General features: G+C 73.2%; 23 protein-coding genes and 1 pseudogene. 15 read left to right on the top strand and 9 right to left on the bottom strand.

What is annotated here, in order from left to right:
* Positions 1-214: 214 nt before the first annotated feature.
* The 4 genes from msrB to QMF80_RS05390 all read right to left on the bottom strand — a co-directional run bounded on the left by msrB (position 215) and on the right by QMF80_RS05390 (position 3,464).
* The gene (msrB, locus tag QMF80_RS05405) at positions 215-622 is read right to left on the bottom strand and encodes a peptide-methionine (R)-S-oxide reductase MsrB (RefSeq protein ID WP_283449974.1); all 408 of its coding nucleotides are present in this window, start codon (positions 620-622) and stop codon (positions 215-217) included.
* A 15-nt stretch (positions 623-637) separates the two neighbouring features.
* Complete coding sequence (murC, locus tag QMF80_RS05400) at positions 638-2,032, bottom strand: UDP-N-acetylmuramate--L-alanine ligase (protein ID WP_283449972.1); 1,395 nt, start codon at positions 2,030-2,032, stop codon at positions 638-640.
* Between the two features lie 63 nt (positions 2,033-2,095).
* Positions 2,096-2,563 (bottom strand): indole-3-glycerol phosphate synthase, encoded by a 468-nt coding sequence (locus QMF80_RS05395; RefSeq protein ID WP_283449970.1) that lies wholly within the window; start codon positions 2,561-2,563, stop codon positions 2,096-2,098.
* Between the two features lie 127 nt (positions 2,564-2,690).
* Positions 2,691-3,464, bottom strand: coding sequence for a pyrimidine reductase family protein (locus tag QMF80_RS05390; RefSeq protein ID WP_283449968.1), 774 nt, complete (start codon positions 3,462-3,464; stop codon positions 2,691-2,693).
* Between the two features lie 96 nt (positions 3,465-3,560).
* On the opposite strand from QMF80_RS05390, the gene zapE reads away from it, so the two are divergent.
* From zapE to QMF80_RS05370, 4 genes are all read left to right on the top strand, one after another.
* Positions 3,561-4,640 (top strand): cell division protein ZapE, encoded by a 1,080-nt coding sequence (gene zapE / locus QMF80_RS05385; protein ID WP_283450049.1) that lies wholly within the window; start codon positions 3,561-3,563, stop codon positions 4,638-4,640.
* Between the two features lie 64 nt (positions 4,641-4,704).
* A complete protein-coding gene (locus tag QMF80_RS05380) occupies positions 4,705-5,130 on the top strand; it encodes an OsmC family protein (RefSeq protein WP_283449966.1) in 426 nt (141 codons plus the stop codon).
* Between the two features lie 109 nt (positions 5,131-5,239).
* Positions 5,240-6,133 carry a PPK2 family polyphosphate kinase gene (locus tag QMF80_RS05375; protein ID WP_283449963.1) on the top strand — a complete coding sequence of 298 codons (894 nt, stop codon included), beginning with the start codon at positions 5,240-5,242 and terminating at the stop codon, positions 6,131-6,133.
* Between the two features lie 17 nt (positions 6,134-6,150).
* Complete coding sequence (locus tag QMF80_RS05370) at positions 6,151-7,023, top strand: polysaccharide deacetylase family protein (protein WP_283449962.1); 873 nt, start codon at positions 6,151-6,153, stop codon at positions 7,021-7,023.
* Between the two features lie 6 nt (positions 7,024-7,029).
* On the opposite strand, the gene QMF80_RS05365 is transcribed toward QMF80_RS05370, so the two are convergent.
* On the bottom strand, positions 7,030-7,260 hold the full coding sequence (locus tag QMF80_RS05365) for a hypothetical protein (protein WP_283449960.1): 231 nt from the start codon (positions 7,258-7,260) through the stop codon (positions 7,030-7,032).
* Between the two features lie 159 nt (positions 7,261-7,419).
* Positions 7,420-8,094 carry an AIM24 family protein gene (locus QMF80_RS05360; RefSeq protein ID WP_283449958.1) on the bottom strand — a complete coding sequence of 225 codons (675 nt, stop codon included), beginning with the start codon at positions 8,092-8,094 and terminating at the stop codon, positions 7,420-7,422.
* Positions 8,095-8,189: 95 nt separating this feature from the next.
* Between QMF80_RS05360 and QMF80_RS05355 the strand changes: the two genes are divergently transcribed.
* From QMF80_RS05355 to QMF80_RS05335, 5 genes and pseudogenes are all read left to right on the top strand, one after another.
* Complete coding sequence (locus QMF80_RS05355; RefSeq protein ID WP_283449956.1) at positions 8,190-8,993, top strand: peptidyl-tRNA hydrolase; 804 nt, start codon at positions 8,190-8,192, stop codon at positions 8,991-8,993.
* Between the two features lie 141 nt (positions 8,994-9,134).
* The gene (locus tag QMF80_RS05350; RefSeq protein WP_283450048.1) at positions 9,135-10,583 is read left to right on the top strand and encodes an MbnB/TglH/ChrH family RiPP precursor modification enzyme; all 1,449 of its coding nucleotides are present in this window, start codon (positions 9,135-9,137) and stop codon (positions 10,581-10,583) included.
* Positions 10,580-11,659, top strand: coding sequence for a TIGR04222 domain-containing membrane protein (locus QMF80_RS05345; RefSeq protein WP_283449954.1), 1,080 nt, complete (start codon positions 10,580-10,582; stop codon positions 11,657-11,659). Before QMF80_RS05350 ends, QMF80_RS05345 begins: the two co-directional genes overlap by 4 nt.
* Before the next feature lie 84 nt (positions 11,660-11,743).
* Positions 11,744-12,528, top strand: a pseudogene (locus QMF80_RS05340) (TIGR04222 domain-containing membrane protein).
* An 81-nt stretch (positions 12,529-12,609) separates the two neighbouring features.
* Entirely contained in the window at positions 12,610-14,307 is a 1,698-nt protein-coding gene (locus tag QMF80_RS05335; RefSeq protein ID WP_283449952.1) for an alpha/beta fold hydrolase, read from the top strand.
* A 113-nt stretch (positions 14,308-14,420) separates the two neighbouring features.
* On the opposite strand, the gene hemQ is transcribed toward QMF80_RS05335, so the two are convergent.
* The gene (gene hemQ / locus QMF80_RS05330) at positions 14,421-15,134 is read right to left on the bottom strand and encodes a hydrogen peroxide-dependent heme synthase (RefSeq protein ID WP_283449950.1); all 714 of its coding nucleotides are present in this window, start codon (positions 15,132-15,134) and stop codon (positions 14,421-14,423) included.
* A 23-nt stretch (positions 15,135-15,157) separates the two neighbouring features.
* A complete protein-coding gene (gene hemG, locus QMF80_RS05325; RefSeq protein WP_283449948.1) occupies positions 15,158-16,660 on the bottom strand; it encodes a protoporphyrinogen oxidase in 1,503 nt (500 codons plus the stop codon).
* 108 nt (positions 16,661-16,768) lie between these two features.
* On the opposite strand from hemG, the gene QMF80_RS05320 reads away from it, so the two are divergent.
* A complete protein-coding gene (locus QMF80_RS05320) occupies positions 16,769-18,154 on the top strand; it encodes an FAD-dependent oxidoreductase (protein WP_283449946.1) in 1,386 nt (461 codons plus the stop codon).
* 76 nt (positions 18,155-18,230) lie between these two features.
* Here the strand turns inward: QMF80_RS05320 and hemE are convergent, their stop codons facing one another.
* On the bottom strand, positions 18,231-19,295 hold the full coding sequence (gene hemE / locus QMF80_RS05315) for a uroporphyrinogen decarboxylase (protein WP_283449944.1): 1,065 nt from the start codon (positions 19,293-19,295) through the stop codon (positions 18,231-18,233).
* A gap of 91 nt (positions 19,296-19,386) precedes the next feature.
* On the opposite strand from hemE, the gene QMF80_RS05310 reads away from it, so the two are divergent.
* The 5 genes from QMF80_RS05310 (at position 19,387) to QMF80_RS05290 (ending at position 26,056) form a co-directional block, all read left to right on the top strand.
* Positions 19,387-20,037, top strand: a complete 651-nt coding sequence (locus QMF80_RS05310) for a DUF3000 domain-containing protein (protein ID WP_283449918.1) — start codon at positions 19,387-19,389, stop codon at positions 20,035-20,037.
* Between the two features lie 287 nt (positions 20,038-20,324).
* Complete coding sequence (locus tag QMF80_RS05305) at positions 20,325-20,987, top strand: response regulator transcription factor (protein ID WP_283449916.1); 663 nt, start codon at positions 20,325-20,327, stop codon at positions 20,985-20,987.
* A gap of 122 nt (positions 20,988-21,109) precedes the next feature.
* Positions 21,110-22,390: a ribonuclease D gene (locus QMF80_RS05300; RefSeq protein WP_283449914.1), complete on the top strand. Its 1,281-nt coding sequence runs from the start codon at positions 21,110-21,112 to the stop codon at positions 22,388-22,390.
* Between the two features lie 316 nt (positions 22,391-22,706).
* Positions 22,707-23,927, top strand: coding sequence for a thiolase family protein (locus QMF80_RS05295; protein WP_283449912.1), 1,221 nt, complete (start codon positions 22,707-22,709; stop codon positions 23,925-23,927).
* Positions 23,924-26,056, top strand: a complete 2,133-nt coding sequence (locus tag QMF80_RS05290) for a 3-hydroxyacyl-CoA dehydrogenase NAD-binding domain-containing protein (RefSeq protein ID WP_283449910.1) — start codon at positions 23,924-23,926, stop codon at positions 26,054-26,056. Before QMF80_RS05295 ends, QMF80_RS05290 begins: the two co-directional genes overlap by 4 nt.
* The last annotated feature ends 20 nt before the right edge of the window (positions 26,057-26,076 follow it).

Below are 26,076 nucleotides of genomic sequence, written 5' to 3'. Positions count from 1 at the left end.
GGAGGGGCGTTGCGGGACGCCGGGGGCGACCCAAGGACAACGTGCCCGGCTCTCCTCCAGGGAACTCCTCCATGACCTGCCGAGGTACAACCGGCCAACTGCACTGCCGCGCGCGGGACATGGCGCGGGGCGCGGCAATGCGGCCGCCCGGTACGACGACGCCGGGGCCCCCTGTTCGGTAACAGGCGGCCCCGGCGTGCGGGATGCGGTGCGCTCAGCCCTCGGCGGGGGCCAGGCGCAGGGAGATGGAGTTGATGCAGTAGCGCTGGTCGGTCGGGGTCGGGTACCCCTCGCCCTCGAACACGTGCCCGAGGTGGGAGCCGCACTTCGCGCAGCGGACCTCGGTGCGGACCATGCCGTGGGCGGTGTCCGCGATCAGCTCGACGGCGTCGCTGTCCTTCGGGTCGAAGAAGGACGGCCAGCCGCAGTGCGACTCGAACTTCTCGGTCGAACGGAACAGCTCGGAGCCGCAGGCCCGGCAGGAGTAGACGCCGGCCGTGGTGGTGTCGGTGTACTCACCGCGGAAGGCGGGCTCGGTCCCGGCCAGGCGCAGCACCTGGTACTCCGACGGGGTCAGCTCCGCCTGCCACTGCTCGTCGGGCTTCTCGATCTCGTACGCCATCGCGCGTCGTCCCCTTCAGTTCGCCAGCCGGGCCAGGATGGCCGGACCCAGGTCGGTCACGTCACCCGCGCCCATGGTGAGAACGAGGTCACCCGGCTTCGCCATTCCCGCGATGACGTCCGGGACGGCGCTCTTGTCGTGCTCGGCGTTCACGTCGGCGTTGGCGGCGCGCGCCGCGGTGACGATGATCTCGCTGGTGACGCCGGGGAGCGGGTCCTCGCGGGCCGGGTAGATGTCCAGGACCACGGAGGCGTCGGCCAGCGCGAGGGCCTGGCCCATCTCCTTGCCCAGTTCCTGGGTGCGGGAGAAGAGGTGCGGCTGGAAGACGACCAGGATCCGGGAGTCCCCGGCGGCGCCGCGGATGGCCTCCAGGTCGGCGGTCATCTCGGTCGGGTGGTGCGCGTAGGAGTCGATGACCTGGACGCCCGCCGCCTCGCCCTTGAGCTGGAGGCGGCGCTTGACCCCGGTGTACTTGCCGAGGGCGGAGGCGAGGTTGTGCGCCGGGATGCCGAGGGCCACGCCCGCGGCGAGAGCGGCCACGGCGTTGAGCGCGTAGTGGCGGCCGGGCACCGAGACGGTGAAGGTGAGCAGCTTGCCGCCGATGAGGACGGTGACCTCGCCGGCCAGCCCGCGCGGGGTGATCTTCAGGACGCGGACGTCGGCGGTCTCGGTCTCGCCGTAGGTGACGACGTTGACGGAGGACAGGTCGCGGACCCGGCGGGTCAGCTCGACGGCGCCCTCCTGGTCGGCGGAGACGACCAGGGTGCCACCGGGGACGATCTTGCCGACGAAGGTCTCGAAGGAGTCGTGGATCTCCTCCATCGAGGCGTAGTTCGCGTGGTGGTCCAGCTCGCTGTTGAGCACGATGGCGACCTGGGGCGCGTACTTGTGGAAGCTGCGGTCGCTCTCGTCCGCCTCGGCCACGAAGATGTCGCCCTCGCCGTGGTGGGCGTTGGAGCCGGGGGCGTCCAGGTCGCCGCCGATGGCGTAGGAGGGGTCCAGGCCCAGGGCCGAGAGGGAGACCGCCAGCATGGAGGTGGTGGTGGTCTTGCCGTGCGTACCGGCGACCGCGATCGGGCGCAGGCCGTCCATCAGCGCGGCGAGCGCGTCGGAGCGGTGCACGACCGGGACGCCCAGCTCGGCGGCGCGGGCCAGCTCCGGGTTGTCGGCGCGGATGGCACTGGAGACGACCACGCAGGTGGCGTCGTCGGCGACGTGGCCGGGGGCGTGCCCGATGTGGACGGTGGCACCGTGGGCGCGCAGCGCCGCGGCGGTCTCGGAGTCGCGGGCGTCACTTCCGGCGACCCGCGCGCCGCGCTGGGCGAGGATCTTCGCGATGCCGGACATCCCGGCGCCGCCGATGCCGATGAAGTGGGGCCGTTCCATGGCGGTCGGCAGGCCGGGCGTCATACAGGTCGCTCCTGATGGTCAGAAATGCGTCGTGAGAACTGCGCTGTCTACGTCGGGCCCAGCCTATTCGCTGTGGGCGAAGAGTTTGAGCACCGGAACTTCCACCTTGTGCCGGGCGCGGGAGGCCCAGTCCCGGTGGAAGAACTCCTCGACGAAGTGCGGGGCCGTCAGCACGATCACCTCGTCCGCCCCCGTCTCCTCCACCACGGCCTTCAGTTTGTCGAGCGGGTGGTCCTCGATGACCTGCCCGACGGCTCTGGCGCCCTTCTTGCGCAAGGCCTCCAGGGATGCCGCGAGGGCCTGGTCGGCGGGCCCCCGGGCGGCGTCCCCCTCGGGGAGGTCCCCTTCGTGCAGGGCCTCGGGCAGTTCGCCGAGCGCGACATCGTCGATGGCGCGCAGCAGCCGGTCCTGATCGCCCCGGGGCTGCATCAGGACGAAGAAGGAGACCGGGTCGTCTCCGTGCAGGGTGGTGACGAAGTCCACGTCTTCGGATGTCAGAGGCTGCTCGATCATCAAAACGCTCGTGAACACGGGCGCCCTCTCCTTCATGGGCCGCGGTCGGCCCCTGCGGAAACCATCCTGCCCCGCTGGCGCACGGGGCTCGCGCAGGTATGTGTGCCCAGCGGAAGCTAACCGGAACAACAAATTCCGCTCGTTGTCAGATCCGACGGTAACGCGTGTAGAGGAACCCGGCCTCCTCCAGCAGGGAGGCCAGTGCCAGCCGGTGCGGTACGTCGATCCGCGGGCCCCCCGCGATCCGCTGGGCGTCGCCCGCCGCGAGCAGCGGGGAGAGGGTCAGACAGAGCTCGTCCAGCACCCCGGCGGCCACGAACTGCCCCAGCAGCCGGGGCCCGCCCTCGGTGAGCTGGCGGCGCAGCCCCCGCTCGGCGAGCGCCCGTACCGCGCGGGCGGGATCCACCCCGGCGCCCTCGCCCGCGAAGACCACCTCGGCCCCGGCGGCGGTCGCCGCCGCCACCCCGTCCGCGCGGGCGGCGGCTCCGGTGAGGACCAGGGTGGGCACCAGCGGGGCGGTGAACAGGGGCAGGCTGAAGTCCAGGTCCAGGCTGGCGGTGACCACCGCGATGACCGGGGCGGGGCCCTGGCCCGCGGCGGCCCGGCGGGCGGCGAACTCCTCGCGGGCCCGGGCCGGGCGGTACCCCTCCTGGCGAACCGTTTCCGCGCCGACCACCACCACATCGGCCAGCGCCCGAAGGGTGCCGAAGATCCGCATGTCGGTCTCGCTGGAGAGGGGCTGCGAGCGGCCGTCGTGCTGGCCCGCGCCGTCCAGCGAGGAGACCATGTTCGCGCGCAGCCAGTGCGCTCCCCCGGCGAGCGAGGGGTACGCGTAGGCGTCCGCCAGTTCGTCCAGGGACCACGGGTGGCCGCCACCGACGGGAGATGTCTGATCGGTCACAGGGAGCAGGCGTCGCATCGGTGCAGTGTGACACGACCCGTAGAGTTAAGTGCTGTGTCAACATCTCTCTCCCCCTCCGGTGCCGCTGCCCCCGACGCGGCCGGGCGGAGCCCGATAGCCGACGCGGGACCGGGTGGCGGCCCCGGCGCGGGTCCGCTCGCCCTGTGCGCCCGTGCCCCGCACGTACCCGCCGAACGGCTCGTCGCCGAGATGGTGCCGCCGCCCCGGTTCGACTCGGTGCGCTTCGACACGTACGACCCGGACCCGGACCAGCCCAGCCAGTCCGAGGCGGTCACCGTGCTCAGCGGCTTCGCCGCCGGACTCGGCGGAGCCCACTCCAGCGGCGCGGGCAAGCGCCGCTGGTTCGCGAAGAAGCCCGCCCCGTCCACCGGGCCCCGCGGGGTCTACCTCGACGGCGGCTACGGCGTCGGCAAGACCCACCTGCTGGCCTCCCTGTGGCACGCCACCCCGGCCGAGCCCGCGCTGAAGGCCTTCGGCACCTTCGTCGAACTGACCAACCTGGTCGGCGCGCTCGGCTTCCAGCAGACCGTGCGGACCCTGGGCGGACACCGGCTGCTGTGCATCGACGAGTTCGAACTCGACGACCCGGGCGACACCGTCCTCGTCTCCTCGCTGCTCTCCCGGCTCGTCGAACAGGGCGTCGCGCTCGCCGCGACCTCCAACACGCTGCCCGGCAAGCTCGGCGAGGGCCGCTTCGCCGCCGCCGACTTCCTGCGCGAGATCCAGGGTCTGTCCGCGCGGTTCCGCCCGCTGCGCATCGACGGCCAGGACTACCGCCACCGCGGCCTGCCCGAGGCCCCCGCGCCGTACTCCGACGAGCAGGTGACCAAGGCGGCGTACGCGACGCCCGGCGCCAGCCTCGACGATTTCCCCGGGCTGCTCGAACACCTGGCCAAGGTCCACCCGAGCCGCTACGGCGCGCTCACGGAGGGCATCGCCGCGGTGTGCGTCACCGACGTCGGCCCGGTGCCGGACCAGTCGACCGCGCTGCGGCTGGTGGTGCTCGCCGACCGGCTGTACGACCGCGAGATACCGGTGCTCGCCTCCGGGGTCCCCTTCGACCGCCTGTTCAGTGACGAGATGCTGAACGGCGGCTACCGCAAGAAGTACTTCCGCGCCATCTCGCGGCTCACCGCGCTCGCCCGCGACGCGAAGGACCTGGTGGACCAGTAGGTTTGGGGGCGCCGGGCCGGTCGCGGGACCGCCCGGCGCTTCCACCTATGTGAAGGGATCCGCCATGGCCACCACGCGTCACGCGCACACCGTCTGGGAAGGCGACCTGCTCCACGGCAAGGGCGTCGTCACCCTCGACTCCTCCGGGGTCGGTTCCTACGACGTCTCCTGGCCCTCCCGCGCGGAGCAGGCCAACGGCAAGACCAGCCCGGAAGAGCTGATCGCCGCCGCGCACTCCAGCTGCTACTCGATGGCCCTCTCCCACGGCCTGGCCGGTGCGGGCACCCCGCCCACCCGGGTCGAGACCAAGGCCGACGTCACCTTCCAGCCGGGTGAGGGCATCACCGGCATCCACCTCAGCGTGCGCGCCGAGGTCCCGGGCCTGGACGCCGAGGCCTTCGCCGCCGCGGCCGAGGACGCCAAGAAGAACTGCCCGGTCAGCCAGGCCCTCACGGGGACCACGATCACGCTCTCCGCCGAGCTGCTCTGACCCCGCGCGGGCCCGGCCCGCGCCACCGCCCGCTCCGGCCCGGCGCCTGCCTCGCGCTTCCCTTCCGCCTGCGGAAGGATGCGAGGGAGTCGACGGGATCGGGGCAGCGATGACGAAGCGGAAGACGAAGCCGGGCACGACCGGGACGGCGGGGCGCCCGGACGACGCGGTGAGCGCCCGGGAGGCCCTCCGGGTCGGTGGGGAGGCACTCTCCCTGGAGCGGTTCGACGCCCGGGCGACCCCGGTCGGGCCCACGGACAAGGCCGCCGGACTGGCCGCCACCGCCGCCATGGGCGAGCGGCTCGCCTCGCTCCAGGAACGGCTCTACGCGGCGAGTACCGCCGGGGACCGCCGCCGGGTGCTGCTCGTGCTCCAGGGCATGGACACCAGCGGCAAGGGCGGCACCGTCAAGCACGTGGTCGGCCTGTTCAACCCTTCGGGCTGCCGGATCCGGGCCTTCAAGGCGCCGACCCCGCAGGAGCTGGAGCACCCCTTCCTCTGGCGGATCAAGAAGGCCCTGCCGCAGCCCGGCGAGATCGGGATCTTCGACCGGTCGCACTACGAGGACGTACTGATCGCCCGGGCCCGCGCACTCGTCCCGCGCAACCAGCTGCGCCGTCGCTACGCGCGGATCAACCAGTTCGAAGAGGCCCTCGCGGACGACGGGGTGAGCGTGGTGAAGGTCTTCCTCCACATCAGTTACGAGGAACAGCGCGAGCGCCTCCTGGCCCGCCTGGACGATCCCGGCAAGCACTGGAAGTTCAACCCCGGGGACATCGACGAGCGCGCCCTGTGGCCCGCCTACCAGGAGGCGTACGAGCTGGCCCTGGAGCGCTGCTCCACCGGCGCCGCGCCGTGGTACCTCGTGCCCTCCGACCGCAAGTGGTACCGCAACTGGGCGGTCGGCACGCTGCTGCTGGAGCATCTGGATGCCCTCGACCCGCGCTACCCGGCGGGTGACTTCGATGTGAAGGAGTGCCGCTCCCGCCTGCTCTCCACATAGTCATATATTTTGCGTACGTGACCATTTCTGTACGCAAAGTGGCAGTCGTTGTCGCGCTCGGCGCCGCCCTCGCGGGCTGCGGGAGCGGTACGGCCGCCCCCGGGGCCGCCGCGGGCGCGATCCGGTCGGGCGGCGCCCCGGCCCCGGCTCCCAGCGCACCCTCGCCCGCCGCCTCCGCCGCGCCGTCCAAGGCCCCCACGATCGCCCCCGGCCCGGGCGGCCTCACCCCGGTCTTCGAGCGCGCCCGGCAGCAGACGGACAAGACCGTCGCGCTCACCTTCGACGCCGACATGACCTCGGACCAGGGGCCGCGCGCGGCGGCCGGCGAGCACTTCGACAACCCGAAACTGATCTCCACGCTGCGCGAGCTGAAGGTGCCCTCCACCGTCTTCATGACCGGCCGCTGGGCCGAGGAGTACCCGGACCAGGCGAAGGCCATCGGCACCGATCCCACCTTCGAGATCGCCAACCACTCGTACAGCCACCACGCCTTCAAGTCCCCCTGCTACGGGCTTCCCGCGCTCGACGCCGCCGCCGCCCGCGCCGACGTGGACCGGGCCTTCGAGGCCTTCCGCACGGCGGGCGCGGTCAACACCGTCCCGTACTTCCGGTTCCCCGGCGGCTGCTACGACGACGAGGCCCTGCGCACCCTGTCCACGGCCAAGGTCACGGCCGTCCAGTGGGACGTGGTCAGCGGAGACGCCTTCGCCAAGGACGCAGACCCGGTCGCCGAGCAGGTGCTCGCCGGGGTGAAGCCCGGCTCCGTGGTGGTCATGCACTGCACCCGCAGCGCCGCCCCGGTCACCGAGGAGGCCGTCCGCAAGATCGTCCCGGAGCTGCGCAAGCGCGGCTACCGCTTCGTGAAGGTGTCCGACCTGATCGGGAAGTAGCCCGGGCTAGCCCGAGCAGGCGGTGCGCTGCGCTTCCTGCCACTCGCACACCGGGCACAGCACCACGCCGGGTGTGGCGACCCCGTACTCGGTGGGCTCGCCGCACTCCAGGCAGTCCGCGAACGGCGGCCCGGGCACCCGCCCGGCCGGTGCGGCCGGGGCGGGGCAGTACGCCGCGGGACCGTCGGCCGCGGCCGTCGTGGGCTGGTCCGTGGTGGTCTCGTTCCGCTGGTCCATGCGTACGAGCGTACGGGCACGGCCTGCCGGGCGGTCGGGGCACAGGGGTGCCGCTGCGCGGAGCCGCACCCCACCCCGCCCTTCCTCCGTTTCCCGGGCTCCGCCCGGACCCGGACCTCAATCGCCGGACGGGCTGGATATCGCGCCCGGACGTCGGGCTCAGTGGGCGGCCGGGGTCTCCGTGACCTCGCTCGGGCGGACTATGACGAAGCCCTCGCCGCGCAGCATCAGCTGCACGGCCTCGCCGGAGCCGCCGCGGATCATCGAGCCCACGGACTGGGAGCGGTGCAGGCCCGTCTCCAACTGCGCGCTCCAGCCGACCACCGCGTCGGTGTCGACGTACACGGGCGACTGCGCCGTGACCGGGATGATGATCGGGTTGCCGTCGCAGACCAGGGCGAGTTTCCCGTAGCCGGTGAAGACGCTGTTGAAGAGGCCGCCGCCGGTCATACCGGCGCCCTTCACCATCTTGATCTCGTAGGACAGGGTCGGGTCGAAGCACAGGACGTTGCGGCCGTTGATGGTCAGGGCGTCGCCGTGCTCGATGTCGACGATGAAGCAGTTCCCGGCCTGGTGGGCGAACCAGGCCTCGCCCTGCCCGCGGACGGCCATCAGCGCCAGGCCCTCGCCGGTGACGGCGCGCTTGAGCATGCCGCCGATGCCCTGGCTCTTGCGCTCGAACTGGAGGTTGCCCCGGAAGGCGATCATCGCGCCCTGGCGGGCGAGCATCTCCCCGTTGACGGTGTACTTGACGGATTTGGCGTTCTGCAGCTCCATGCCGGGGGCGGAGGGGGCCTGGGCCAGGTTCTCTGAGGCGAAAAGATCACTCTTCATGCACCGGATCCTCGCGCGGCCGGGGCCTCCCGGGCATCCTCCTGAAGTCGGAGGCCGGAATCGGCGGGCGGGGGCGCGGTGGCAGACTTGGCCGGATGAGCGCCCACGACACGGCCGACACCGGTACGTCCACCACCGGTACGCCCGACGCCGGTACGTCCGACACCAGTACGCCCGACACCGGTTCGGCCGAGCCCGAGTACCCCTTCCGCACCGAGCCCACCGCCCGCGACGAGGCCCCGCAGTTCGTGCTGCCGCTGGTGGTGCGACTGGAGAAGACCGGACCGCCCGCCCGTACGGACGCCCTGGAGACGTCGGCCCGCGCGGTGCTGGTGCTGCTGTCGGACGACCGGGCGCTCGGCGAGGGCGAATGGGCCGAGGCGGTCCGCGACTGGCAGGACGCCCGGATCCGCAAGGTGGTGCGCCGGGCGCGCGGGGCGGAGTGGCACAAGGCGGAGACCCTGCCGGGCCTCACCGTGCACGGCGCGGGGGCCGAGGTCCGGGTGTTCCCGCCGGTCCCCCTGGACGGCTGGCCCAAGGAGCTGGCCAAGCTCCAGGTCTCCGGCACCGACCTGGACGACCCGGAGCCGGTGGGTCCGGCGGAGCCCGGGCTGCCCGTGCTGTGGCTCAACCCCGAGCTGGACATGTCGGCGGGCAAGGAGATGGCCCAGGTGGGACACGCGGCCCAGCTCGCGTGGTGGGAGCTGACCGGCCCCGAGCGCGACGCCTGGCGGGCGGCCGGGTTCCGGCTGGCGGTGCGGACGGCCCCGCCCGAGCGGTGGGCGGAGCTGAGCGGGAGCGGGCTGCCGGTGGTCCGGGACGCGGGTTTCACCGAGATCGCGCCCGGCTCGTGCACGGTGGTCTCCGACCACCCGGCCCTGCGCGAGCGGCTGCGGTAGCGGGCCCCTCGGAAGCTCGGGGCATCCCGGGGGAACCTCAAATATTGCTCTGAACGTCCCTATCCTGCGGTTGGCGTGTCTTCGCCGGGGTCATGACACCGGCACAGGCCGGTGGAAGGGGGCGAGGGGTTCATGGAACGCATGGCACACCTGGGGGTGGGCATCGGCTGGCGTCCGGAGATCGCGGAGGCGGTGGAACGGCTGCCGGACCTGGACTGGGTCGAGGTGGTGGCCGAGAACATCTGCCCGGGCCACCTCCCCTCGTCCCTGCTGCGGCTGCGCGAGCGCGGCACCGCGGTGGTCCCGCACGGCGTCGGGATGGGCCTCGGCGGCGCGGACCGGCCCGATCCGGCGCGGCTGGCCGCCCTGGCCGAGCGGGCCGTGGCGCTGGGCGCGCCGCTGGTCAGCGAGCACATCGCCTTCGTACGGACCTCCTCGCCCACCCTGGAGGCCGGGCACCTGCTGCCCGTGCCCCGGACCCGCGACGCGCTGGACGTGCTGTGCGAGAACGTGCGCATCGCCCAGGACGCGCTGCCGGTGCCGCTGGCCCTGGAGAACATCGCCGCGCTGATCTCCTGGCCCGGTGAGGAGCTGACCGAGGGGCAGTTCCTGGCGGAGCTGGTCGAGCGGACCGGCGTACGGCTGCTGATCGACGTGGCCAACCTGCACACGAACCGCGTCAACCGGGGCGAGGACCCGCTGGCCGCGCTGGACGCGATCCCGCTGGAGGCGCTGGCGTACGTACACGTCGCGGGCGGGGTCGAGCGCGACGGGGTGTGGCACGACACGCACTCCCACCCGGTGGCCCCGGTCGTCCTCGACCTGCTGGCGGAGCTGCGGGCCCGGGTGGACCCGCCCGGGGTGCTGCTGGAACGTGACGACGACTTCCCGCCGGAGGCCGAACTGGCGGGGGAACTGGACGCCGTCCGCACGGTGGTTCGCGGCAGCGGCGCCGAGCGCCCCCGGCGCTCCCCCGCGCCCCGCCCTCCCGCTTCCGCTCCCTCTCCCACTCCCACCGCGCTTCCGGACCGGCTGGAGGCCGCGCGGACCCGGGTCGGGCTGAGCCAGGCCGCGCTGCTGTCGGCGCTGGTCGCGGGGACGCCCGTACCCGAGGGGTTCGACGGACAGCGGCTGCGGGTGCAGTCGCGCGCCCTCGCCGCCAAGCGCGCCGGGGTGGTGCGCAGGATCGCGCCCGAGCCCGCGGAGATCCTGGGGGCCGGGGCCTACCGGGAGGCGTTCCTGCGCTACGCCCGGACCCGGCCGATGACCGCGGGCTACCGGCGGGACGCCCTCGATTTCGTCGAGCACCTCCTCATCCAGGACCTGCCCGAGGACCCGGCCGCGCGCCGCCGGCTGACCGAGTGGTGGCAGGACCGGGCCGGGACGCGGCCCGTGGGGCTGCTGACCCGGTGGGCGCGGGCCGCCCTGCCCCGGCGGCTCCGCACGCCCCGCGCCGCCCGCCGCGCGCGGGACCCGCACCCCGCGCACCCCCCGCACGACGCGGCGCACGGCACCGCGCGGGACACCGCCCACGGCAGCGCGCACGGCACCCGTACCGCTCCCGCCGCCACGGGCCGGGGTGCGAGATGAACGCCCTCGCGGCCCTCGTGTGGATCGCCGTCCTCGGCTCCTCCATCGCCCTGCACGTCGGGATCCGGCGGTTCCGGACCCGGCCGCCCGGTCACGTGCCCCGGCTGCACGACCTCTCCGAGGCCGCGTTCCTCTCCGGCGGCCCGGGCCGGGTCGTCGACGCCGCGCTCGTCTCCCTGATCTGCGACGGGCGGCTGGTGATCGGCGGCCCCGGCATCGTGCACGCGCTGCCCGGGGTACGGGCCCGCGACGCCGCCGAACGCGCGGTGCTCCAGGCGCACTCGGCCGCCCCCTCCGGCGCCCTGCACGTCCTGCGCGCGGCCGCGATGCGCGACCCGGCCGTGCAGGAGACCGGCGACGCGCTGGCCGACCGGGGGCTGATCGCGCTGCCCGGCACCGGCCGGCTGTGGCGGCGCTGGGGGAAGATCCAGGCGATCGCCTGCGTACTGGGGATCCCCGTGGCCGTCGCGCTCACCGTGGCGCAGTATTCGAGCCCCAGCTCCTACGCCTTCCAACTCCCGTTCGTATTCAAAGTGCTCCCCGTCCTGCTGGTCGGGATCGTGGCGGGTGCCGTGGGCGCCTCCCGGGCCCTGGGCCGGATCACCACGGCCGGGCGCCGGGCGCTGATCGAGATCCGCGCCCAGCACGCGCGGGACCAGAACGCCCCGGTGCAGGCCGCGCTGTTCGGGCTGGGGGGCGTCCGGGACCCGTACCTGCGGGCGCAGTTGCTGCCCGCCGCCCGGATGAGCTCGGCCCGCTCCGCTCCCGCGCACCACGACGCCCACGGGTCCGGGGGGTCGTCCGCCGACGTCCTGCCGGTCGTCTGGTGCGCCGGGAGCGACGGCGGCGGGGCGAGCGGCTGCGGCGGGAGCTCCGGTTCGAGCTGCGCCGCGACGGGTTCGGGCTCCTCCTGCGGATCGACCGGTTCCTCCTGCGGGTCGACCAGCTCGTCCTGCTCCTCCTCGGGGTCGAGCTGCGGCAGTTCGTCGAGCTGCTCGAGCGGGTCGAGTTGCGGCAGTTCGAGCGGGTCGAGTTGCAGCAGTTCGTCCGGCTCCAGCTGCTCCAGCAGTTCCTGACCGTTGATCACGAGCGCATCACGAGGTGTTCACACCTCCGCATATCCCTGACCAGGAGCTTCCACATCTTGTAGAAATTCGGCCATGTTCTGGGTGCTGTTCCTGCTGACGGCCTGGGCGGGGGCGCTGATGTCGTGCGCCCGCCTGCTGAGTGCCGCGACCGATACCGACGAGTCCGCCACCGACGGCTCCACCACGCACCACCACGACGAGCTGAACCTGTACGAGGCCGCCTATCTCGCGGGCGGCCCGCGGCGGGTCGCCGAGCTGACGCTGCTCTCCATGGAGCGTCAGCGGCGGCTGCTGCTGGCACACACCGGGTGGGCGACCGTCGTCGACCCGGTCGGCCGCGACGCGCTGGAGCGGTCCGTGCTCGGCGCGTTCGGGCCGGACGGGCAGTCCCCCGTGGAGTCCGTGCGGGCCGCCGCCGCGGCCCACGAGGCCGTACGGGCCCTCGCCGACCGGCTGGGCGCGGCGGGCCTCGCGCTGCCCGAGGGCGCCCGGTCCGGCATGGGGGACGGGGTGAAGGCCGTACGGGGGCCACGGCGCTGATCCTCGTGATGGCCGCGGGCGCCTTCACCATGCCCACCACGAGCGCCTCCGGCCTCCTGCTGCTGTGCTGGTTCGCCCTGCCGCTCGTCCTCACCCTGGGGTGCCTGGCCATCGCCCGCTTCGAGTCCCACCCGTACTCCTCGTGGGCCTCTCCCGCCGGGCAGAAGCTGCTGATCGCGCTGGACCGGGAGCGCGGACGGGCCGAGCCGCTGGCCGCCATCGCGGTGCGCGGGGTCCGCGCCGTGGGGGATCCGGGGCTGCGGGCCGCGATGGGATCCGGCAATCGGGCGGCGCTCGCGCGGCAACGGGGGCATTGAGGGCGACACCCGGCGGTGATCCTGTACAAGTGGGCCGCCCTGCCGTCCCATCGGGTCATCCGATGAGACGAAAGGCCCGCCATGCGGACGACGCTCGCACCCTACGGAGCCGCCGCGGCGGTGCTCTCCCTCGCCCTCTGCGCCCCGCCCGCCGCGGCCCGCGCCGCCGACGGCCCGACGGGGCCCGCTACGGCCACGACCGTGGCCGGTCCCGCGCCCGCCCAGAGCGCCACCGCACGCGCCCGGCGGCTCGGCGCCGAGGCCGTCGCCCGCCGGGCGGCCGTTCGCCGCCTCGACTTCGGCGACTGCCCCGCGAGCGAGGGGCTGGCGGACCCGGTGCGCTGCGCCCTGCTGCGCGTACCGCTCGACTACGCCCGCCCCGACGGCCCGCAGATCTCACTGACCGTCAGCCGGATCGCGGCCACCGGCGGACGGGCCGCCCACCAGGGCTCCCTCGTCTACAACCCGGGCGGGCCGGGCGCCTCCGGCATGTACTTCCCGCTCGTCGCCGAACTGCCCGAGTGGGAGCGCGTCGCCGGCGCCTACGACCTCGTCGGCTACGCCCCGCGCGGGGTCGGTCGCTCGGCCCCTCTCTCGTGCGAGGACCCGGCGGCCCGGGCCAAGGGCCCCACCCAGGTCCCGGAGCGGCCCTCCGCGGCGTACAAGCGGGAGCGGCTCGCCGCCGCCGAGGAGTACGCGCGCGGCTGCGCCCGTCGGGCGGGCCCGGCGCTGGCGCACTACAGCACCCTCGACAACGTCCGGGACCTGTACGTGCTGCGCGCCGCGCTCGGCGACGAACGGCTGAACTTCCTGGGCGCCTCCTACGGCACCTACCTCGGCGCGGTCTACGCGACGCTCTACCCGGAGCACGTGCGCCGGGTGGTCTTCGACTCGGCGGTCGATCCGGACCCGCGCCGGATCTGGTACCGCGACAACCTCGACCAGTCCCCCGCGTTCGAGCGGCGCTGGGCGGACTTCCGCGACTGGGCGGCCCGCCACCACGACGTCTACGGGCTGGGCCGCACCCCGCGGGCGGTCGGGGCGAGTTACGAGAAGGTCCGGGCGGCGGTGGCCCGCCGTCCGGCGGGCGGGGTCGTCGGCACGGGCGAACTCCAGGCCGCGTACCTCAAGACCGCGTACTACGACGAGGTCTGGCCTCGCCGGGCCGCGGCGCTCGCCGCCTACCTGCGCGGCGACCCCGGCCCGCTGACCGAGCAGGCGCGGCCCGATCCGGCGGCGGCGGCCGAGAACGAGAACGCGAAGGCCGTCTACACGGCAGTGTTGTGCAACGACGCGCCCTGGCCCGCCGACTGGGCGACCTGGGACCGCGACAACACCGAACTGGCCCGGACCGCGCCTTTCGAGACCTGGCCCAACGCCTTCCTGAACCTGCCCTGCGCGTCCTGGCCCGCCGCCGCCCAGCGGCAGGCCCCGGTCGACGTGGGAGCGGTGGGCGCGGTGGGCGCGTCGGCCGCCGCGCTGCCCGGGACCCTGGTGGTGGCGGCCGAACGGGACGGGGCGACCCCCTATCCGGGGGCGCTGGAGCTCCACCGGCGGCTCGGGCCGCGGGCCGCGCTGGTCACGGAGACGGGGGCCGGTGCGCACGGAGTGGTCGGCGGACGCAACGCGTGCGTGGACCGGCATGTGGAGCGGTATCTGCTGACAGGTGACACAGCGGGACGGCGTGTCACGTGTGCGCCGCATCCGGAGCCCGCACCGGTGTCGCTGGACGACCGGGCAGCGGGCACCCGCAGGGTGCCGCTGCCGCCAGTCGTCTGAACTTCCGGGCGGGATCTCCGGCTGCGTCGATTCGGGGGCAGGGCCTCCCGATCCCCGGCGGCCGCGTCTTCTGCGAAGCGGCGGTCCCCCGGTCCTTCCCCCCAGGGGAGGTATCAGGCGAGCCCGGCCACCAGATCGGCGACGGACTTGCGGCGTCCGGTGTAGAAGGGGACCTCTTCACGGACGTGCATACGGGCCTCGGAGGCGCGCAGGTGACGCATGAGGTCGACGATGCGGTACAGCTCGTCGGCCTCGAAGGCCAGCATCCACTCGTAGTCGCCGAGTGAGAAGGAGGCGACGGTGTTGGCACGCACGTCCGGGTAGCCGCGGGCCATCATGCCGTGGTCCTTCAGCATGCGGCGACGGTCCTCGTCGGGCAGCAGGTACCAGTCGTAGCTGCGTACGAAGGGGTACACGCTGACGTAGTCGCGCGGGTTCTCGTCGGCCAGGAAGGCCGGGATGTGCGACTTGTTGAACTCGGCGGGGCGGTGCAGCGCCATGTTCGACCACACCGGCTCCAGCGCGCGGCCCAGCTTGGTCCGGCGGAACAGGTTGTAGGCGGTCTGCAGCTCGTCCGAGGTCTCGGCGTGCCACCAGATCATGATGTCCGCGTCGGCGCGCAGGCCGGAGACGTCGTAGCTGCCGCGGACGGTGATGTCCTTGGCGCCCAGCTGGTCGAACAGCTCCTGGACCTCGTCGGCGTAACCGGCGCGGTCCTCCGGCAGGACGTCCTTCAGCTTGAAGACGGACCACAGGGTGTAGCGGATGACCTCGTTGAGGTCCTTCGCCTTCTTCCCCGCGTTGGGAATCTTCTCTGGTGCAGTCATGTGCCTATTGTCCCGTGTCCTGATCAGTGCTCTGTGCCTGGGGTGCCGAACGCGCCCGTGAGGCCCGGAGCGAGCGCGTCGGCGGCCCGGGTGGCGCTCGCCACGCACGCCGGGATGCCCACGCCGTCGTAGAGGGCGCCGCACACCGCGAGCCCGGGCAGGGCCGCGACGGCCGTCCGGATCCGGGCGACCCGTTCCATGTGCCCGACCGGGTACTGCGGCAGTCCGCCGTCCCACCGGGTCACCGCCGAGGCCACCGGACGCGCCGTCAGGCCGACGGCTTCGCCGAGGTCGGCCAGCGATACGCCGACCAGTTCGGCGTCGTCCCGTGCCAGGACCGCCTCGTCGCCGTGGCGCCCGACGGAGGTGCGCAGCAGGAACAGGCCGGGGTCGGCGCCCGACCAGGCCCACTTGTTGCTGGAGAAGGTGGACGCCTTGATCGTGCGGCCGTCCACCGGGGGAACCAGGAACCCGCTGCCGGTCAGCGTCGGCGGCAGTTCGGAGCGCCGGAAGGCCAGGGTGACCAGGGCCATCGAGGCGTACTCGATCCCGCGCAGCTCGGTCGCGGCGGCGGGCGCGAGGCGCTCCAGCAGCCCGGCGGCGGGACCCGCGGGGGTGGCGAGGACCACCGCGTCGGCCTCGATGACCTCGACGGCCCCGTCGCCCACGAGCAGTTGCCAGCCGTCGGGGCCGCGGCGCAGTTCCCGTACCGGGGACCCGGTCAGGATCCGGGCCCCGGCGGCCCGGCAGGCGTCGGCGACGGCCAGCGGGAGGCGGCCGATGCCGCCCTCGATGCCCGCGAAGACGGGTCCGGCGCCCTGCGGCTGCGCGGCGGCCCGGCGCTGGAGTTCCCGGACGCCCTCGCCGAGGGACGTGTGGGTGCGGGCGACGTCGAAGAGCGCGGGGACTGCGGCGCGCATCGAGATCCGGTACGGGTCACCGGCGTAGACCCCGCCGAGCAGCGGCTCGACCAGCCGGTCGACGACCTCGCGGCCCATCCGGGCGGCGACGTACGCGCCGATCGCGACGTCCTCGCCGATCTCGGTGGGCGCCAGGTCCGCCTCGGCCCCGGCGCGGGCCAGGCCCTCGGCGGAGAGCACCCCGGAGGCGGCCAGCAGGTCCAGGTCGCCGGGCACCCCCATGACGTGCCCGCGCGGCATGGGGCGCAGCGCGCCCCGGGTCCACAGGGAGGCGGTGGCGGTGGCGGGGGCCTGGAGGGCGTCGGCGAGGCCGACGGCGCGGGCCAGGTCCACGGCCTCGGGACGGCGGGCCAGTACGGATTCGGCGCCGAGGTCGACGGGCAGTCCGGCGAGTTCCCCGGCGTACAGCTTGCCGCCGAGCCGCGGGCCGGCCTCCAGCACGGTCACCCGCGCGCCGGTGGCGAGCAGCCGGTGGGCCGCCGCGAGTCCGGCGATGCCGGCGCCGATGACGACGGCGTGCGGCGTCGTGCCGGGGCCGGCCCGGCGCGCGCCCGTGTCCGTGCCCGTGTCCGTACGGATGTCCGTATCCCTGTCCGCTTCCCGCATGGACACATCGTCTCAGACCGATCAAGGAGGGCCGACCGGGCCCGTGAACGTCCGTTCGGCCGTAGCGTGTTTCCCGACCTGATCGACAGCGGAGGGACGGTACGGACGATGGCGGCGACGGAACGACTGGTGGTGGTCGGCGGCGATGCGGCGGGCATGTCCGCCGCCTCGCAGGCCCGCAGGCTCAAGGGCCCGGCGGAGCTGGAGATCGTCGCCTTCGAGCGGTCGCGCTTCACGTCGTACTCCGCGTGCGGGATCCCGTACTGGATCGGCGGGGCGGTCGCCGGGCGCGACGAGCTGATCGCCCGGACCCCCGAGGAGCACCGGGCGCGCGGCATCGACCTGCGGACGCGGACCGAGGTGCTGGAGCTGGACGTGGCGGGGCAGCGGGTGCGCGCCCGCGATCTGGACACCGGATCGCGATCCTGGACGGGATACGACCGCCTGGTGCTGGCGACCGGCGCCCGCCCGGTACGCCCCCCGCTCCCCGGGATCGGCGCGCAGGGGGTCCACGGGGTCCAGTCCCTGGACGACGGACAGCGCCTCATGGACACCCTGGAGCGTACGGACGTGCGCCGGGCGGTGGTCGTCGGCGCGGGGTACATCGGCGTGGAGATGGCGGAGGCCCTGGTCCTGCGGGGGTACGAGGTGACCGTCCTGCACCGGGGCGCGCAGCCGATGGCCACCCTGGACCCGGACATGGGCGGCCTGGTGCACCGGGCGATGAACGCGATGGGGATCACCACGGTGTCGGGGGCCGAGGTGACGAAGATCCTCACCGATGACGAGGGCCGGGCCCGGGCGGTGGCCACGGCGGCGGGGGACGAATACCCGGCGGACGTGGTGGTCCTCGGCATCGGCGTCGAGCCGCGCACCGCGCTGGCCCGGGCGGCCGGGCTGCCGCTCGGGGAGTCGGGCGGGCTGCTGACGGACCTGTCGATGCGGGTCCGGGGGCACGAGAACATCTGGTCCGGCGGGGACTGCGTGGAGGTGCTGGACCTGGTCGCGGGCCGCACCCGGCACATTCCGCTGGGCACGCACGCCAACAAGCACGGCCAGGTCATCGGCTCGGGCGTGGGCGGCGGCTACGCGACCTTCCCCGGGGTGGTGGGGACGGCGATCAGCAAGGTGTGCGACCTGGAGATCGCGCGGACCGGGCTGCGGGAGCGGGACGCGCGGGAGGCCGGCTTGCGGTTCGTGACCTCGACGATCCGCTCGACGAACACGGCCGGGTACTACCCGGGGGCCGCGGAGATGACGGTCAAGATGCTGGCCGAGCAGCGGACCGGGCGGCTGCTGGGGGTCCAGATCGTGGGCGGGGCGGGGGCCGCGAAGCGGGTGGACGTCGCGGCGGTGGCGCTGACCGCCGGGATGACGGTGGAGCAGGTCGTCTCACTGGACCTGGGGTACGCCCCGCCGTTCTCTCCCGTGTGGGATCCGGTGCTGGTGGCGGCCCGCAAGGCCGTCTCCGCGGTCCGGGCGGCGGGAGTCTGACCCCCGGGGCTCCGCCCCGGACCCCGCGCCTCGAGCGCCGACGGGGCGGCTCGGCTGCGCCGACTCCGCCGCGGCACTAGCGCCGCGTCTGGGTGTGGACGTAGTCCACCAGGCGGGTCAGGGCCTCGGGGTCGGTCGTCGGGAGGACGCCGTGACCCAGGTTGAAGATGTGGCCCTCCAGGCCGGACGCCGCGTCCAGGACCTCGCGGGTCTTGATCTCGACCGCCTCGGGGGTGGAGAAGAGCACGGCCGGGTCCAGGTTCCCCTGGAGCGCCTTGCCGGGGCCGACCCGGCGGACGGCCTCGTCCATCGGGATGCGCCAGTCCACGCCCATGACGTCCGCACCGGCCTCGCCCATCAGGCCCAGCAGCTCGCCCGTGCCCACACCGAAGTGGATGCGCGGGACGCCGTACGACTCGACGGCGGAGAAGACCTTGGCCGAGGCGGGCATCACCGAGCGGCGGTAGTCCGCCGGGGCGAGCGCGCCGACCCAGGAGTCGAAGAGCTGGACCGCCGAGACGCCCGCCTCGATCTGCACCTTGAGGAAGGCGGAGGTGATCTCGGCGAGGCGGTCGAGGAGGTCGGCCCACAGCTCCGGGTCCCCGTACATCAGGGCCTTGGTGTGCTCGTGGTTCTTGGAGGGGCCGCCCTCGACGAGGTAGCTCGCGAGGGTGAAGGGCGCACCGGCGAAACCGATCAACGGCGTGGCGCCGAGTTCACCCGTGAGCATGCCGATCGCCTCGGTGACGTACCAGACGTCCTCGGGGGTGAGGTCGCGCAGCTGCGCGAGGTCCTCGCGGCGGCGGATCGGCTGGGCCACGACCGGGCCGATGCCCGGCTTGATGTCCAGGTCGATGCCGATGGCCTTGAGCGGGACCACGATGTCGGAGAAGAAGATCGCCGCGTCGACGTCGTGGCGGCGCACCGGCTGCATGGTGATCTCGGTGACCAGGTCGGGCCGCATGCAGGATTCCAGCATCTGCGTGCCCTCGCGGAGCTTGCGGTACTCGGGGAGCGAGCGCCCCGCCTGGCGCATGAACCACACGGGCGTGTGCGGTACCGGCTCACGTCGGCACGCCTTGAGGAAGGCGGAATCGTACGTCTGACTCGGCGTGCCCGTGGGGCTCAGGTTGGCGCTCACGACCCAAATCCTCGCACGTATGAAGAAGTGCCCGGCCCGGCGAGGGTGTCCCTGCGCCGGATGGGCGCCCATTCCACCTAGTCTTCCCCGCATGGCTGCGGCTCAGGGACGATTTTCAGATGGCGCTGACGGCATGGACAGCGCGGAGGACAGCTCCGTCCCACTTCCGTTCCGGCGGGCGGTCGAGGGCTTGAAGAAGGCGCGGCTGCGCTCCGGGATCGAGATCGACCCGACGAAGCCGCCCCAACGGCTGGCGCCGTACGCCTACGCGCTGGAAGCGGCCGTCGTCGACGACGAGGACGACCTGGCCGACGGCAGGCTGATCCTGCTGCACGACCCGTCCGGGCACGACGCCTGGCACGGGACCTTCCGGCTGGTGACGCTCGTACGGGCGGAACTCGAGCCGGAGATGGCGGCCGACCCGCTCCTCCCCGAGGTGTGCTGGTCCTGGCTGACCGGGGCGCTGGACGCGCGCGGGCTGACGTACGGAGAGGCGAGCGGCACGGTCACGATGGCCGGGTCGCACTACTTCGGCGGGCTCTCCGAGCGGCGTCCGGCCACCCAGATCGAGATCAGAGCCTCGTGGACGCCCCGCGAAGGCGTGGGAGGGGTGCCGGACACGGCGGCCCACCTGTCGGCCTGGTGCGATCTGCTGTGCCAGATCGCGGGGCTGCCGCCCGCCGGGCCGGTGGACACCGGAGTGGTCTCCCTGCCACAGCGACGCGGACCGCACCACCCGTGACCGTGGGGCCGGACGGCCCTGCCGCGCGGCCCCGCAGGGTCCCGCGCGGCGGCTCCGGCGACCTCGCGAAGCCGTAACGCGCTGTCAGAACGGGGCAACCGTTGCGGTCTTCTGATCACCCCGTGATCGATCGTGCGTCCGAATTGCCCGAATTGTTACTCACCAAATCGTGATCATTCCCTAAAGCCGGGCGGGTGACGTGCCGAAGGAGTGAGTGACCATCCGCACGGTTCGCACCGGCTCCTTCCCCGGCCGCCGCGTTCCCGCCACTCCCTTCAGGAGGCCTGGTGTCCGTTCTTCTCGAGCAGCCCGCAAGCCTGGTCGCCTACCGCCCGAACAAGCCGACGGCCATGGTTGTCGTGGCCGACCCGCGCGTCCGCTCCACCGTGACCCGCCACCTGTGGGCTCTCGGGGTACGTGACGTCATCGAGGCTTCGTCCATCGCGGAGGCCCGACCCCGCATCGGAAGCCCGCGCGACATCTGCGTGGCCGACGTACATCTGCCCGACGGTTCCGGTCTCACCCTGCTCTCCGAGACCCGTGCCGCGGGCTGGCCCAACGGCCTGGCCCTGTCCGCCGCCGACGACATCGGCGCCGTACGCAACGCCCTCGCGGGCGGAGTCAAGGGCTACGTCGTCACCGGAACCCGTACCAACATCGGGCTCCCCAGCCGGCCCGGCTCCGCGCCCATCGGCGCGGCCGCCGCCCGGATGCACCGCCGCCCCCCGGGTGCCCCGAGCCACCCGGGCGGCTACCGCGAACTGTCCGGCCGCGAGGTCGAGGTCCTTCGCCTCGTCGCGGAGGGCCAGTCCAACAAGGCCATCGGAGTCTCGATGGGCCTGTCCGCCCTGACCGTCAAGTCCCACCTCGCCCGGATCGCCCGCAAGCTGGGCACCGGCGACCGGGCCGGGATGGTCGCCGTCGCCCTGCGGACCGGGATCATCCACTGATCCCGCCCCAGGCCCCCGGGAAACCCCCGGGGTACCCGGGGAAACGTCCGCGTTCACACCTCGCGCCCGTCGCCGGAACGTTCCGGCGACGGGCGCGGCGCATCCATGGATACCCTTGACCGGTGACCGACGCCCAAGAGACCGCAGCAGACCTGCGCACCACCACCGGGGGCGGCCCCCCGGACGACGAGGTTTCGTCCGATGGGCTGCCCATCCCCCTGCTCGAACCGCGTGAGGGAATCCCTCCCGTGGTCGCCGACGAAGAGGCCCTCGCCCGGGTGGTCGCGGCCTTCGCCGCGGGCACCGGACCGGTGGCCGTCGACGCCGAGCGGGCCTCCGGATACCGCTACGGCCAGCGCGCCTACCTGGTGCAGCTGCGCCGCGAAGGGGCCGGATCCGCGCTGATCGACCCCGTGGGGTGCCCCGACCTCTCCTCGCTCGGCGAGGCGCTGTCCGGCACCGAGTGGATCCTGCACGCCGCCACCCAGGACCTGCCGTGCCTGCGTGAAATAGGCATGGTTCCCACCTCCCTGTTCGACACCGAGCTGGCCGGACGCCTCGCCGGGTTCCCCCGGGTCGGGCTCGGCGCGATGGTCGAGGGCGTGCTCGGCTACGCGCTGGAGAAGGGGCACTCCGCCGTCGACTGGTCCACCCGCCCGCTCCCGGAGCCGTGGCTGCGCTACGCCGCCCTGGACGTGGAGCTCCTGGTGGACCTGCGCGACGCGCTGGAGGAGGAACTGGACCGGCAGGGCAAGCTGGACTGGGCCCATCAGGAGTTCGACTCCATCGCCGCCGCCCCGCCGGCCCCGCCGCGCAAGGACCCCTGGCGGCGCACCTCCGGCATGCACAAGGTGCGGCGCCGCCGGCAGATGGCGGTCGTCCGCGAACTGTGGGAGGCCCGCGACCGGATCGCCCAGCGACGTGACGTATCCCCGGGCAAGGTTCTGGGGGACGCGGCGATCGTCGAGGCCGCCCTGGCCCTGCCGCTCAATGTCCACGCGCTGTCCGCCCTGCCCGGATACGGGCCGCGGGCCGGCAGGCGTCAGGTGGAGCAGTGGATGGCGGCCGTGGACCGGGCCAAGGCCCTGCCCGAGAGCGAGCTGCCGCAGCCCGGCGCCACCCCGGCCGGCCCCCCGCCGCCGCGCTCCTGGGCCGACAAGGACCCGGCCGCCGCGGCCCGGCTCGCGGCGGCCCGTACCGCCGTCTCCGCGCTGGCGGAGGGCTTGAACCTGCCCCAGGAGAACCTGATCGCCCCGGACAGCGTCCGCCGGCTGTGCTGGGAGCCCCCCTTCGAGGTCTCGGCCGGTTCCGTGACGGAGGCCCTGGCCTCCTACGGGGCCCGCGCCTGGCAGATCGAGCAGGTCACCCCGGCGCTGGTCGAGGCCCTCGCGGTCACCGCCTGATCCCGTGTGCGCGTACAGAGCCCCCGGTCCTGGCGACCGGGGGTTCTTCGTCGTCCGCCGGTGGCGGGCCGGATCCTGGCGGACGAGGAACGGAACACGGCCCGGCCCGGCCCCGGGCGGCCTCGGCGTGCGCCGCCGCGCCTTCGCGTCCGGGGCCCCGCGAAGAGGTGGGCGGGGTGTGACCTTCGCCGCTCCTGGGGGAGGGGGTGTGCACATTGGTTACCCGCAAGTAGCATGGGTCAGGTGAGCGCGCGCTCAGGAACCTGGACGCGCTCCCGCGCAGCAGTGCCACCCCGCACCCTGGAGGAGAGCCATCGTGCCTCGTACCGTCAGGGACGTCGTCTTCGTCGACGGCGTCCGCACCCCGTTCGGCAAGGCGGGCCCGAAGGGCATCTACCACGAGACCCGGGCCGACGACCTCGTCGTCAAGGCGATCCGGGAGCTGCTGCGCCGCAACCCGGACCTGGACCCCGCGAAGATCGACGAGGTCGCCATCGCCGCGACCACCCAGATCGGCGACCAGGGCCTGACGCTGGGCCGCACGGCCGGCATCCTCGCGGGCCTCCCGCAGTCGGTTCCCGGCTACTCCATCGACCGCATGTGCGCCGGTGCGCTCACGGCCGTGACGACCGCCGCCGGTTCCATCGCCTTCGGCGCGTACGACGTGGTCATCGCCGGTGGCGTCGAGCACATGGGCCGCCACCCGATGGGCGAGGGCGTGGACCCGAACCCGCGCTTCGTCAGCGAGAAGCTGGTCGACGAGTCGGCCCTCTTCATGGGCATGACGGCGGAGAACCTGCACGACCGCTACCCCACGATCACCAAGCTCCGCGCCGACGAGTACGCCGTGCGTTCGCAGGAGAAGGCCGCCAAGGCGTACGCCGACGGCAAGATCCAGCAGGACCTGGTGCCGGTCTCGGTGCGCAACACCAACCCGGACGTCGGTGAGACGGGCTGGGGCCTGGTCACCGCCGACGAGCCGATGCGCCCGGGCACCACCCTGGAGAACCTGGCGAACCTCAAGACGCCGTTCCGTACCCACGGGCGCGTCACCGCGGGCAACGCCGCCGGTCTCAACGACGGCGCCACGGCCTCGATCCTCGCCTCCGAGGACTTCGCCCGCGAGAACAACCTCCCGGTCAAGATGCGCCTGGTCTCCTACGCCTTCGCGGGCGTGGAGCCGGAGGTCATGGGCTACGGCCCGATCCCGGCCACCGAGAAGGCCCTCGCGCAGGGTGGCCTGTCGATCTCCGACATCGGTCTCTTCGAGATCAACGAGGCCTTCGCCGTGCAGGTGCTGGCCTTCCTGGAGCACTACGGCATCGCGGACGACGACGCGCGCGTCAACCAGTACGGCGGCGCGATCGCCTACGGTCACCCGCTCGCCTCCTCCGGCGTCCGCCTGCTCACCCAGCTGGCCCGCCAGTTCGAGGAGCAGCCGCACGTCCGCTACGGCCTGACCACCATGTGTGTCGGCTTCGGCATGGGCGCGACGACCATCTGGGAGAACCCGCATTTCGACGGAGGCAGCAAGTGAGCACCACCACCACTGAGCTCCTGAAGGGCGCGGCCGAGCTGTTCCCGGACGAGGTCGTCACGCAGGCGCACGTCCGCCACCTCGACCTGCCCTTCGGCGCCGGGCGCTTCGCGCTCGTCACGCTGGACAACGGCCTGGACCACACCAAGCCGACCACCTTCGGCCCGCAGTCCCTCGCCAACCTGAACGCGGCGATCGACCAGCTCGAGCAGGAGGCCCTCGCGGGCTCCATCGTGGGCGCGGGCCTGACCGGCAAGCCGTTCATCTTCGCGGTCGGCGCCGACCTCAAGGGCGTCGAGCTGCTCAAGAAGCACGACGAGGCGCTCGCCATCGGCAAGGGCGGCCACGACGTCTTCAAGCGGCTGTCCGGGCTGGCCGTTCCCACCTTCACGTACTACAACGGCGCGGCGATGGGCGGCGGTGTCGAGGTCGGTCTGCACTGCACCTACCGCACCGTCTCCAAGGCCATCCCGGCCTTCTCGCTGCCCGAGGTCTTCCTCGGTCTGGTCCCCGGCTGGGGCGGCTGCGCCCTGCTGCCGAACCTGATCGGCGCGGACCGCGCGGTCTCGGTGATCATCGAGAACTCGATGAACCAGAACCGTCAGCTCAAGGGCAAGCAGGTCTTCGAACTGGGCATCGCCGACGCCCTGTTCGAGGGTGCGGACTTCCTGGAGCAGTCGCTGATCTGGACGGCGCACGTCCTGAACGGCACCACCGAGGTCGTACGCCCCGAGATCGACCGCGGCGAGGCCTGGGACGCGGCGGTCGCCCGCGGCCGCTCCATCGCCGACTCCAAGGTGCACGGCGCGGCCCCGGCCGCCTACCGGGCGCTGGAGATCATCGAGGCGGCCAAGGACGGGGACCTGCAGAAGGGCTTCGACGCCGAGGACGCGGCCCTGGCCGACCTCATCATGGGCGGCGAACTGCGCTCCGGCATCTACGCCTTCAACCTGGTCCAGAAGCGCGCCAAGCGCCCGGCCGGTGCCCCGGACAAGAACCTCGCGCGTCCGGTCACCAAGGTCGGCGTCGTCGGCGCGGGCCTGATGGCCTCGCAGCTGGCGCTGCTGTTCCTGCGCCGCCTGGAGGTGCCGGTGGTGCTCACCGACATCGACCAGGAGCGCGTGGACAAGGGCGTGGGCTACGTCCGGGCCGAGATCCAGAAGCTGCTCGGCAAGGGCCGCATCAACCAGGACAAGGCCAACCGCCTGACCGCCCTGGTGACCGGTGTGCTCGACAAGGCCGAGGGCTTCGCGGACGCGGACTTCATCATCGAGGCCGTGTTCGAGGAGATGTCGGTCAAGCAGAAGGTGTTCGCGGAGGTCGAGGCGGTCGCCCCGGCGCACGCGATCCTCGCCACCAACACCTCCTCGCTGTCGGTGTCGGAGATGGCTTCCAAGCTCGAGCACCCGGAGCGCGTGGTCGGCTTCCACTTCTTCAACCCGGTCGCGATCCTCCCGCTGCTGGAGATCGTCCGCGGTGAGCAGACGGACGACGCCTCGCTGGCCACGGCCTTCGGTGTCGCGCGGAAGCTGAAGAAGACCGCGGTCCTCACGAAGGACGCCCCGGCGTTCGTCGTGAACCGCATCCTGACCCGCTTCATGGGCGAGATCCAGAACGTCATCGACGAGGGCACCCCGGTGGTCACCGCCGAGAAGGCCATCGAGCCGCTCGGCCTGCCGATGTCCCCGCTCGTGCTGCTCGAACTGGTCGGCCCGGCCATCGGTCTGCACGTGTCGCAGACCCTGAACCGCGCCTTCCCGGACCGGTTCACCGTCTCGCCGAACCTCGCCGCCGTCGTCAAGGCCGGCAAGCGCGGCTTCTACGTCTACGATTCCGGCAGGCCGGAGCTGGACCCCGAGGTCGCCGCGCTCCTGGTGCAGGGCGACAGCGTCCTGACGGAGGAGCAGGTCCGCGACCGCGTCCTGGACGCGGTGGCGCAGGAGATCGGCCTGATGCTGGAGGAGGGTGTCGTGGCCGAGGCCCAGGACATCGACCTCTGCCTGATCACCGGCGCGGGCTGGCCCTTCCACCTGGGCGGCGTCACGCCGTACCTGGACCGCGAGGGCGTCTCGGAGCGCGTGAACGGCAAGAAGTTCCTGGCCCCGGGCCTGGCGAGCGTGCCGGCGTAACGGCGGCAGCGCTCCACGAC

Origin of the sequence: Streptomyces sp. G-G2, from assembly GCF_030063135.1 — a bacterium.
In the GTDB taxonomy this organism is placed as follows: Bacteria; Actinomycetota; Actinomycetes; order Streptomycetales; family Streptomycetaceae; genus Streptomyces.
Note: the sequence above shows the minus strand (reverse complement) of the source record. Positions and strands in the feature narration are given on the sequence as shown.